This is a genomic window from Streptomyces sp. NPDC058221 (genome assembly GCF_042882365.1).
In the GTDB taxonomy this organism is placed as follows: domain Bacteria; phylum Actinomycetota; class Actinomycetes; order Streptomycetales; family Streptomycetaceae; genus Streptomyces.
Map to the genome: position 1 here is coordinate 22,058 of NZ_JBHVWF010000096.1, position 9,774 is coordinate 31,831.

Annotated in this window: 11 protein-coding genes and 1 pseudogene; 7 read left to right on the plus strand and 5 right to left on the minus strand. The window is 69.8% G+C overall.

What is annotated here, in order from left to right:
* Positions 1–52: 52 nt before the first annotated feature.
* The 3 genes from ACFVW8_RS26435 to ACFVW8_RS26445 all read left to right on the plus strand — a co-directional run bounded on the left by ACFVW8_RS26435 (position 53) and on the right by ACFVW8_RS26445 (position 2,085).
* Positions 53–1,165 carry a sensor histidine kinase gene (locus ACFVW8_RS26435; protein ID WP_389694148.1) on the plus strand — a complete coding sequence of 371 codons (1,113 nt, stop codon included), beginning with the start codon at positions 53–55 and terminating at the stop codon, positions 1,163–1,165.
* A complete protein-coding gene (locus ACFVW8_RS26440) occupies positions 1,162–1,842 on the plus strand; it encodes a response regulator (RefSeq protein ID WP_389694150.1) in 681 nt (226 codons plus the stop codon). The genes ACFVW8_RS26435 and ACFVW8_RS26440 overlap by 4 nt, the downstream gene beginning before the upstream one ends.
* Positions 1,843–1,935: 93 nt before the next feature.
* Positions 1,936–2,085: a hypothetical protein gene (locus ACFVW8_RS26445; protein WP_389694152.1), complete on the plus strand. Its 150-nt coding sequence runs from the start codon at positions 1,936–1,938 to the stop codon at positions 2,083–2,085.
* A gap of 66 nt (positions 2,086–2,151) precedes the next feature.
* On the opposite strand, the pseudogene ACFVW8_RS26450 reads toward ACFVW8_RS26445, so the two are convergent.
* Positions 2,152–2,853, minus strand: a pseudogene (locus ACFVW8_RS26450) (Tn3 family transposase); the annotation flags it as partial.
* Positions 2,854–2,920: 67 nt separating this feature from the next.
* Here ACFVW8_RS26450 and ACFVW8_RS26455 point away from each other — a divergent pair.
* Positions 2,921–3,346, plus strand: coding sequence for a DUF3224 domain-containing protein (locus ACFVW8_RS26455; RefSeq protein ID WP_389694154.1), 426 nt, complete (start codon positions 2,921–2,923; stop codon positions 3,344–3,346).
* Here ACFVW8_RS26455 and ACFVW8_RS26460 read toward each other — a convergent pair.
* The 3 genes from ACFVW8_RS26460 to ACFVW8_RS26470 all read right to left on the minus strand — a co-directional run bounded on the left by ACFVW8_RS26460 (position 3,333) and on the right by ACFVW8_RS26470 (position 5,407).
* Positions 3,333–3,767 (minus strand): hypothetical protein, encoded by a 435-nt coding sequence (locus tag ACFVW8_RS26460; RefSeq protein ID WP_389694156.1) that lies wholly within the window; start codon positions 3,765–3,767, stop codon positions 3,333–3,335. The two genes, ACFVW8_RS26455 and ACFVW8_RS26460, sit on opposite strands and share 14 nt — an antisense overlap.
* Before the next feature lie 68 nt (positions 3,768–3,835).
* Positions 3,836–4,591, minus strand: coding sequence for a DUF4232 domain-containing protein (locus ACFVW8_RS26465; RefSeq protein ID WP_389694158.1), 756 nt, complete (start codon positions 4,589–4,591; stop codon positions 3,836–3,838).
* Positions 4,592–4,675: 84 nt separating this feature from the next.
* The gene (locus ACFVW8_RS26470; protein WP_389694160.1) at positions 4,676–5,407 is read right to left on the minus strand and encodes a DUF4232 domain-containing protein; all 732 of its coding nucleotides are present in this window, start codon (positions 5,405–5,407) and stop codon (positions 4,676–4,678) included.
* Positions 5,408–5,715: 308 nt separating this feature from the next.
* Between ACFVW8_RS26470 and ACFVW8_RS26475 the strand changes: the two genes are divergently transcribed.
* Both ACFVW8_RS26475 and ACFVW8_RS26480 read left to right on the plus strand, forming a co-directional pair.
* Positions 5,716–7,131 carry a helix-turn-helix domain-containing protein gene (locus ACFVW8_RS26475; RefSeq protein ID WP_389694162.1) on the plus strand — a complete coding sequence of 472 codons (1,416 nt, stop codon included), beginning with the start codon at positions 5,716–5,718 and terminating at the stop codon, positions 7,129–7,131.
* A gap of 136 nt (positions 7,132–7,267) precedes the next feature.
* The gene (locus ACFVW8_RS26480; RefSeq protein WP_389694164.1) at positions 7,268–8,506 is read left to right on the plus strand and encodes a phosphatidylserine/phosphatidylglycerophosphate/cardiolipin synthase family protein; all 1,239 of its coding nucleotides are present in this window, start codon (positions 7,268–7,270) and stop codon (positions 8,504–8,506) included.
* Between the two features lie 63 nt (positions 8,507–8,569).
* Here ACFVW8_RS26480 and ACFVW8_RS26485 read toward each other — a convergent pair whose 3' ends face one another.
* Positions 8,570–9,031: an ATP-binding protein gene (locus ACFVW8_RS26485; protein ID WP_389694165.1), complete on the minus strand. Its 462-nt coding sequence runs from the start codon at positions 9,029–9,031 to the stop codon at positions 8,570–8,572.
* A 224-nt stretch (positions 9,032–9,255) separates the two neighbouring features.
* Here ACFVW8_RS26485 and ACFVW8_RS26490 point away from each other — a divergent pair, with 224 nt between their 5' ends.
* Positions 9,256–9,684, plus strand: coding sequence for a hypothetical protein (locus tag ACFVW8_RS26490; RefSeq protein ID WP_389694167.1), 429 nt, complete (start codon positions 9,256–9,258; stop codon positions 9,682–9,684).
* Positions 9,685–9,774: the final 90 nt, after the last annotated feature.

Here is a 9,774-nt window from a genome sequence, read left to right on the forward strand (position 1 = left end):
GTGCCGTTCGGCAGAGAGCCCCGCCATATCGCACACCCGTACGCTGATCACCATGTGGGAATCAACCGGCCCGGCCGTCACGGTGATTGGCGCTCTGCCGTCGCTCGCGGCCGCGGGCACGCTGGCGTGGGCCGTCGTCGGCCCCCGTGCCGCGGTTCGTCAGCGGCTCGGCCGCCTCGCCCGCCCGACCGCGGTCTGCGCGGTCCTCTCCTTGACCACCAGCTTCGCCCTGCCGAAGGCTGGTTTCGGCTCCGGCTGGAAGCTGGCGGAGACCGCCGTCCTGCTCCTCCTCGTGGCCGCGGTCACCCGCTGGTCGCCCCTGCGCGAACTCAAGTCGGCCCTCCCGCTGACCGCCCTCGCGGTGACCCTCTGGCCGCTGCCACTGGTCACCGGTGAGTCCTTCCTGGAATCCATCGGAATCGCCACCTTCTGGCTGCTTCCCGTAGCCGCCGCGGTGGCGGCCGGCGCCTACCCCCGCCGCCAGGAACAGCGTCGCCGGAGCGCGGTGGCCGAGGCCCGCAGCGCCCAGCGTCGCCAGCTCTCCCGCGACCTGCACGACTTCGTCGCCCATGACATCAGCGGGATCGTTGTCCAGGCACAGGCGGCCCGCTTCGTCGCCGCCACCGACCCCTCCCGGGCGGTGCTCGCCCTGGAACGCATCGAGAAGGCGGGTCTGAGCGCCCTGGCCGCGATGGACCGGACCGTGCAGATGCTGCACGGTCCGGAGGCACCCACCACCGAGCCGCTCCCCGATGTATCCCAACTTCCCTTGCTGATAGCGAACTTCACCTCGGCGGGCGCCACCGAGGCGCATCTCGACCTACCTTCCCTGGTCACGGAGGCGCTCTCCCGCGAGGCGGGCTCTGCCGCGTACCGCATCGTCGTCGAGGCGCTGACCAACATCCGCCGGCACGCCCCCGACGCCTCCCACGCCACCGTCGCGTTCACCCCCGCGGCCACCACTGTGGAGATCCGGGTCACCAACGACCGCGGTGCCCGCCCCGCCCCGGCCCGCCGCCGCGTCTCCCGGGGCGGCCTCGGCCTCCCCGCTCTCACCGAGCACGCCGAGGCCCTCGGCGGAACCCTCTCGGCGGGGCCGCACGGCGAGGGCGGCTGGCAGCTCACCGCCGTCCTGCCTGCCGCACTCCCGAAAGAGGCCCCATGACGACGTCCCTCGGTCCGACCCGCATCCTGATCGCCGACGACCAGGAGGACGTACGCAGCGGCTTCCGCCTGATTCTCGGCTCGCAGCCCGACATGACCGTGGTCGGCGAGGCGGCGGACGGCCTCACCGCCATCGAGCTCTCCCGCACCCTGCGCCCCGACCTGGTCCTCGCCGACATCCGGATGCCGGGCCTGGACGGCCTCGAACTCACCCGGCGCCTCGCGGGCCCCGGCGTACCCGACCCGATGCGTGTCCTCGTCGTCACCACCTTCGACCACGACGACTACGTACGCACGGCACTGCACGACGGCGCCTGCGGATTCCTGCTCAAGCGCTCGGGTCCCGGGCTGCTGATCGAGGGGGTCAGGGCGGCGATGGCCGGGGACATCCTCATCAGCCCCCAGATCACGGTCCGGCTGCTCCAGACCCTCGCCCCTGCCCCCGCCCCGGCAGGGCCCACGGCCCTGTCGCCTCTCACCGCCCGGGAGGACGAGATCGCCCGGCTGGTCGCCGAGGGCCTCACCAACGCCGAGATCGGCGAGAAGCTCTTCATCTCGGCGGGCACCGCCAAGACCCATGTCGCCAACGTCCAGGCGAAGCTGAAGGCCCGTAACCGGGTGGGTATCGCCGTCTGGGCCTGGGAGAACGGACTGGCCGGTCCAGTCCCACGGGAGTAGGGCGAAGGCGCGAGGCGTCCGGGCCGTCGACCGAGGCGTTCTGGCAGAAGTGCGCGGGTGAGGTGAGCGGATGCGGACGTCTGGCTGAGTACCGTGCATCCGGACGGGTCTCCTCATGCGACACCGGTTTGGTTCGTCTGCTTGCAGACAGTTAGTGGATCGGTGCGGATGGAGGTTCAAGGTCCGCCATACCGAGAAGTTTTCGCGGATCTCCCCCGCGTTCTCATGGTCCTCAACCGCTGACCAAGTCGTTGAGCTCGACGTCGTCCATGGCCGCCCTCATGATGCCGAAGCCGTCCCGTGCCGGACTCACTCGTCGTTGCCGTCGTCATCGTCGTCGAGATCGGCAGCGTCCGGATCGCGCAGTGGCCGCAAGCCGTCGACCGGCTGGGAGAAGGTGAAGCTGTAGCGGCCCAGGACGTTCAAATTCTTGTGTGCTTGAGCGGAGAGCGCCGTGCGACGTCCTCGTCCCGGATCTGGTGCCCTTCGGCGCGAAGCTGGGCAACGGCGGCGTCGATGTACCGTGTCGTCCAAAGCACCACCGCATTCAAAACGAGACCCAGCGAGCCCAACTGATCTTCCATCCCGTCCCGGTACGCCTGGTGGATGGTGCCCTTCTTGCCGTGGCAGAGGTCGCGGGCCAGCTTGTGGCGAGATTCCTGGACGGTGAGCTGCTTGTGCATCTGGCGGCGGTAGGTGTCGTCGACCGGGTCGACGACGGCGAGCAGGCGCAAGGTCTTGGCGATGCGCCCGTACTCGGCGAACGCCTGCCCCAGCGGGTTGGGATGCCCCTCGCGGCCGAACATCCGCAGCAGGTCGTACGCCCTCACGTGGTTGGTGACCAGAGAACCGGCCACCCGCGGCATGTCCGGCCACGCGGTGATCACCTTCTTCACATTGACCTTGTTGCAGGCGAGGGCCTCCAGCGGCCCGTACCCGCCCGCCGCCTCGGCGCGGGGCATCTGGGGCCTTCCGGAACCTCTGGTCCTGAAGGTCCTTGAATCGGGGGGCCGGACACGCGGTCCGCCTGCGTCGGTTGTCTTCCTTGCGCCCCGCCGGAATCCCTACGATCGACGCCATGAGAGCTTCCGGAACCTTCACCGTCACCTCGTTCGTCCCGTCCGATCTGAAGCCTGTCCCGGAGGTCGAAACGCCCCTCCCGATGGGCGTCGCGACCCTTGTGAAGAGCTTCGAGGGCGAGGTCAGGGGGAGTTCGACGACCCTGTTCACGGCCGCCTTCGACCAGGCCACCGGCGTGGGCACGTACGTGGCCATGGAGGCCTTCGAAGGTGTCGTCGGCGGGCACGAGGGAACGTTCAACTTCGCGCATTCGGCGGCGACTACCGGTAGCGACCGCACCAACGAGTTCTTCACGATCGTGCCGTCCAGCGGGACCGGTGGGCTGGCCGGGATCCGGGGGAGCGGTGGTCTCGCCGTCGATGAGGAGGGCATTCACCGGATCTGGTTCGACTTCGACTTCGATCCCGAGCTCAGCCGGGGCTGAGCTCGGCGTCCGGCCGGTTCCTGTTCCTGCGGTAGTTCTGCCAGGTGACCAGCAGGGTGACGACTCCGGCACCGAAGATGACGACCGGTCCCCAGATCTGGCGGTGGAGGCCGGAGGTGGAGTCGTAGGCCCAGCCGGCGCCCGCGAATATCGTGTCGCCGGCCGAGACCGTGTCACCGGTGATCTCGCCGCTCGCGGTGCGCCCGTCCGCGAACGTCCACGATCCGTCGCAGTGGGAGGGCGGCAGCTGTGCGCCACCTTCTACGCATCGGGTGACGGTGTGGACGGTGGCGGGTTCGCCCGTCAGCAGCTTCTCCACGCTGTCGCCGATCCACAGGGCGACGAGGGCAGGCAACAGGGCGGCCAGGCCCAGTGCGGACACCCATAGGCCGAATGTCTTCAGCCTGGTTGTCTCCTGCATGACCGACCGCCCCCAGAATCGTGCCTACGTGTGGCTCCCTACCCGCAGGGCGGGCGGAGCAACGCGTATCAGTACTGGAGTGCGTCGGCCATCTCGGTCTGCCAGTAGGTGACGAAGCCGTTGTCGCCCCAGGAGGTGCCGGCCGGCAGCGTCAGGTTGGCCGGGGTGCCGGTGGAGCCTTCGGCGTTCCTGCCGGAGAAGTAGACGCCGAGGTTCTTGCTCTCGTGCAGGTTGTTCTGGTCGTCCTCGCCGGACGACAGGCCGATGGAGGCGTAGGCGGACTGGCCCGGGTCGAGCGTCACGACGGCCTGCGGCCGGCTGGCGTCCAGGATCGGGAAGACGGCCTGTGCGTCGTCGAAGCGGAGCTTGGGCGCGTGGTAGGCGTAGCAGGTGCGGTTGCCCGTGTTGGTGACGGTCAGCAGCAGGTGGTTGACGGGGCGGGTCACCTTGCTGACGGCCGTCTTGGTGTTGGCGCCGGTGCAGGTGACGGGCGTGGTGCTGTTGCCGGTCTTCCTGCTCGCCCGGTCCGTGGAGCCGGTGGCGCCCTTTCCGCCACTCTTGGCGTTCGTGGCGGGCTGCGCGATGGTCTTCGGCTTGGCGGTCGCGCCGTTCTGTGTGCCGGCGTCGACGTCGGTGGCGTCCTCCGGCGCGGCGGCCGGGGGCTGTGCCTGCTTGGCGGCGCTGTTCGCTGCCGGAGCGGCCGCTCCCGCCTTTCCGTTGTCGCTCGTGCTGCCGTTGTCACCGCTGCTGCATGCGGTGAGCGAGAGGGCGGCCAGGAGCGCGGAGGCGGCGAGGACGGTGGTGCGGATGCTGTTGCTGCGCATGATGGATGTACTCCCCGTGAAGTGTGGCGGTGGTCTGTGCGGTCTGTTCCGGCGGTTCAGCGCCGATGGTCCTGCGTGGGTGGCTCAGTACTGGAGCGCGTCGGCCATCTCGGTCTGCCAGTAGGTGACGAAGCCGTTGTCGCCCCAGGAGGTGCCGGCCGGGAGCGTCAGGTTGGCCGGGGTGCCGGTGGAGCCTCCGGGGTTCTTGCCGGAGAAGTAGACGCCGAGGTTCTTGCTCTCGTGGAGGTTGCTCTGGTCGTCCTCGCCGGACGACAGGCCGATGGAGGCGTAGGCGGACTGGCCCGGGTCGAGCGTCACGACGGCCTGCGGCCGGCTGGAGTCGAGGACGGGGAAGACGGCCTGTGCGTCGTCGAAGCGGAGGCTGGGGGCGGAGTACGCGTAGCAGGGGCTGGAGCCCGAGTTCGTCACGGTGAGCAGCAGGTGGTTGACGGGGCGGGTCACCTTGCTGACGGTGGTCTTGGTGTTGGCGCCGGTGCAGGTGACGGGCGTGGTGCTGTTGCCGGTCTTTCCCGCCTTGTCCGTGGAGCCGCCGGAAGTCTTCCCGTTGCCGTTGCCGTTGGCGCCCGGTGCCTTGGTCTCGGACGTGCCGCCGTTGCCGGTGTCGCTGCCGTCCTTCTCCGGTGCGGCGGTCGGGGACTGCGCCTGCTTGTCGGTGCTGTTCGTTGCCGTGGCGGTGGATCCCGCCTTGCCGTTGTCGCTCGTGCTGCCGTCGTCACCGTTGCATGCGGTGAGCGAGAGGGCGGCCAGGAGTGCGGTGGCGGCCAGGGCGGTGGTGCGGATGCGGTTGCTGCGCATGGTGGTGCTCCCCGTGAGGTAGTTGTCTGAGTCGTTCAGTGGCTGGTGATCAGGACCAGGACGACTGTGCCGGTCACGATCACCACGCCGATGGCGAGAGCATCGATGAGCTCGATGCGGAAGAGCGTTTTCATTGCTCGTCCCCCGTGGTCTCTGCGGTGTGGTCACAGCTTGTGGGGCGGCGGATTCCGGCCGCAACGCCTGCCGGACCATTGGGGATACTGGAACGCCTGCGCGTACTGTGACCTGGGCAGATTCCACGTCCCTGGAATGGTGTTCCGGGACGAACCAGGAGGGGGAACGCTGCAGTGGCGACGCCGGAGGCCGAAGATTTCGCGGCCCTGCTCAAGGAACTGAAGGACCGTTCGGGGCGCAGTTACGGCGTGCTCGCGACGAAGCTGCACGTCAGCACGTCGACGCTGCACCGGTACTGCAACGGGGACGCCGTGCCCAATGAGTACGGGACGGTGGAGCGGCTGGCCAGGCTGTGCGGCGCCACGTCCGACGAACTCGTGGAGCTGCACCGGCGCTGGATCGTCGCCGAGGCGGCGCGGCGGCGCGGGAAGCCGGAAGCCGGGACGGCCGTGGCGGCGGAGACTCCGGCGGTTCCTGTTGCCGGTGGGGTGGCCGATGCGGTGCCGCCTGCCGAGAGCTCGCCGGCTCCGGAGCCGGCGCTCGAGCCGGTCCCGGCCCCGGCCCCGGTCCCGGCCCCGGCTTCGGAACCGGAGCCCGAGCCCGTAGCCGATCTGGAGCGCGGGCAGGGGCCCGTCCCTCAGGCCTCCACGGCCCGCTGGCGACGCGCTTCCGCTCGTACCCGGGTGCTGCTCGCAGTGGCCGCCGTTGTCGCGCTCACCGTGCCCACCGCCGTCGTCGCCAACAACCTCGCCGGGTCGAGCCACGACGCCGCGGGCAGCACCGGGACGGAGGGCCCCGGGGACGAGGGGAAGGCCGACACCGTGTCCGGGGCCTCGGAGAGCGCCTCCACGTCCCCCAGCCCGTCGCGGTCGGCGAGCGCTTCCGCGGACACCGGGTCACCCAGCCCGTCCGTACATCCCACCACGTCCGCCTCGCGCGAGTCGGGGACGAAGCCGAAGGGCGCCACGGGGCAGCCGCCGACCGTCACCGTCAGCTCGTACAACTGGGACGGGCCCTGCGGGCAGTACTACTTGCTGGACCAGGACGCCGATCACGTGCCTCCGCCGCCCGATCCGGGTGACACCCGTGGCTGGGCCCGGGCGCTGGGCGGGGTGGACGGCGGCCGTATGCGGCTCGAACTCACGGTGCAGGGCACATCAAAGGAAGCGGTCGTCCTGGGAAACCTGAGGACGAGGGTGCTGAGCCAGGGCGCTCCCCTGAAGCGGTCCTCGTACTCGATGGCCGACGGGTGCGGGAGTGGCATCGAGCCCCAGTCCTTCGACGTGGACCTGGACGACAGCCGTCCCAGGCTCGCCCCTGTGGCGGGGAAGCAGGGGGACGAGACCGTACCGGCGAAGAACTTCCCGTTCCGGGTCTCCTCCACCGATGTGGAGGTCTTCGACCTCAACGCGCATGTGGAGGGCCATGACGTGAGCTGGTACATGGAGCTGGACTGGAACAGCGGCGGGCGGAAGGGCACCCTGCGCATCGACGACGGCGGCAAGCCGTTCCGTACGAGCAGCACCGCCGGACGGCCGGAGTACCGCTACAACAGGCAGTCCTCCAAGTGGGAGCTTCCCGAGTCCTGACCTTCTCCGCGCCCCGCATCCGAACCGGACGCCGGGCGTCGAACGCCTGGACGATGAAGTCATGGGAAGGTTCCCCGTGCCCCTTCCGCAGCAAGCGGCACGGGGGAGCGCCCGGTGACGACCGTCGAGGAGACGCATGACCAGCACCATGGACGACAGACCGGAGCACGTGCGGCCGGATACGTCCGACGCCTGCGCCGTGCCGGAGGCCGAACTCTTCGCGGAACGCATGCTGCGGCTGCGGCGCCGACTGGAGCGGCTGATCGGTATCGCCGCCACCGAAGGAAATCTGCTGGTCCCGCTCCGCAACGGTGACGAGATCTTCGCCGCGATGCTGGGCGCCATCCGCCGCGCCGAGCACACGGTGGACATGATGACGTTCGTCTACTGGCGCGGTGACATAGCCCGGGAGTTCGCCGACGCGCTCGCCGAACGGGCCCGCGCCGGGGTGCGGGTCCGTCTGCTGCTGGACGGGTTCGGCAGCAGACTGATCGAGAAGGACCAGCTCGCCGCGATGGACGAGGCCGGTGTGCAGGTGGCGTGGTTCCGCAAGCCGGTCCACCTCTCGCCGTTGAAGCAGAACCACCGCTGCCACCGCAAGGTTCTGGTCGTCGACGAGGAGACCGCGTTCACCGGCGGTGTCGGGATAGCCGAGGAGTGGTGCGGCGACGCCCGTAACGAGAACGAGTGGCGCGACACGCATGTGCAGGTGCGTGGTCCGGCCGTGGACGGGCTCGCGGCGGCGTTCGCCCAGAACTGGGCCGAGTGCCACGACGAACTCTTCGACGCACGCGACCGGTTCATCGAGGCGGAACCGTGCGGGAGCGCGGTCGTGCAGGTCGTGCGCGGGTCGGCCAGTTTCGGCTGGCAGGACATGCAGACGCTGCTGCGGGTCGTGCTGGAGTCCGCCGAGGAGCGGGTACGGCTCACCACGGCCTATTTCGCTCCGGACGCGTACTTCGTGGAGCTGCTCTGTGCAGCCGCCCGGCGCGGGGTCGAGGTGGAGATCCTGCTTCCGGGACCGCACACGGACAAGCGGGTCTGCCAGCTCGCCGGGCAGCGCCACTACGAGGAGCTCACCGCCTGCGGCGTGCGGATCTTCCAGTACCGGCCGACGATGATGCACACCAAGGTGATCACCGTCGACCGCGTCGCCGCGCTGATCGGCTCCACGAACTTCAACCGCCGCTCGCTGGACCACGACGAGGAAGTGATGCTCGCCGTGCTGGACCCGGCGTTCACCACGGTCCTGGACGGTCACTTCGATCAGGACATGCGGGTGAGCGAGCTGATCGAGGGCCGGCGGTGGAGGCGACGATCGGTGGTGCAGCGGATCCGGGAAGCGTCGGTCGTGCCGATCCGCCGCTATCTGTGACAGTCGTTATCTGTGACAGTCGTTCGTGAATCCGGGGGACCGTGACCGGTGCCGGTGGACCGGTCAGCGCGCCATCGTGGCGAGAATCGTCTTTCCGCGGCTGCCGTTGCGGTGGACGGTGACGCTGCTCGCCAGCCGCAGGACCATCGGCCAGCCGAAGCCGCCCGTCCGGCCGGACATGTCCGGGACGCGGCACTGCGGATGAGTGGGGCTAGGGTCGGCGACCCGTACGTGCAGCGCGCCCTGGTCGGCACCGAACGACAGGGCGGTGACGGCTCCGGCGTACCGGATCGCGTTCGTCACCAGCTCGGAGGAGAGCAGCACCAGATCCTGGACCGCACGGGCGGACGGTGCCGGGTTCAGTTTCGCGACGAACGCGGCGGCGGCCTCGCGGGCGTCCGCCGCGCGCAGTGGCGGGGCCACGGTCTGCGAGGAGAGCCCGGGGGCGGCTTCGGCGTCTTCGGCGGGAACCTCCGAGGAGACTTCCATGGCGGCGGAAACAGGTGCGACGCGTTGGTCGGTCATGCGGATTCACCCCGTGGAAAGGTTCGTGTCGGCCGGTCTGTCTCCCCGTGTACCCGAGCGAGCCGCGTATATCCGAAATAGATTCCGCACGGGTGCCAGCCCAGGTGCCGACCCGTCCGGAGGCGTGTGGTGGCCCCTTCGGGGAAGGTGAGCGGGACCAGACAGTGCGGTCTGCCGGGGGCGGATGCTCTCCGGGACAGCCGCCGCGGCGAAGGGAACAGCTCATGAACGAGTCCGTCGACACCGCACCGGACTCGACCGCGGTGATCACCGAGCCGGTGCCCGACATCCAGCTCCAGCTGCTGATCCAGCTGCTCGACCGGGAGATGCGGTCCGGACTGCCGCTCACGCTGACCATCCCGGCCGGGGTGCTGCACGGTGACGTGATCGGGCACGAGGCCTGGAAGGCGGAGTGGTCCAGGAGTCTGCGGCAGGTCGAGGGCGAGGGGGCCAACCTCATCGCCGAGTTCCCCGAGACCGTGGACCAGGGCATCAAGGAGCTCCGTGCCGACGAGGACACCCAGCAGCTGCCGCGGTGGATCCATCTGAGGGACGCCACGCTCGTCTTCGGCGGTACGGCTCCGCTGCGGTTGCCGCTGTGGCGCGGGCGGCTGTCCGACGTCTCGGGGTGGGCGCTCGGCCGGCCCGAGTAGCCGGAGTGGAACGCTCGGCCGGCCCGAGTAGCCGGAGCAGAAAGAGGGCGGGGCCGGCCCAACCACCGGGTTCCCGACCCCCCCACATCC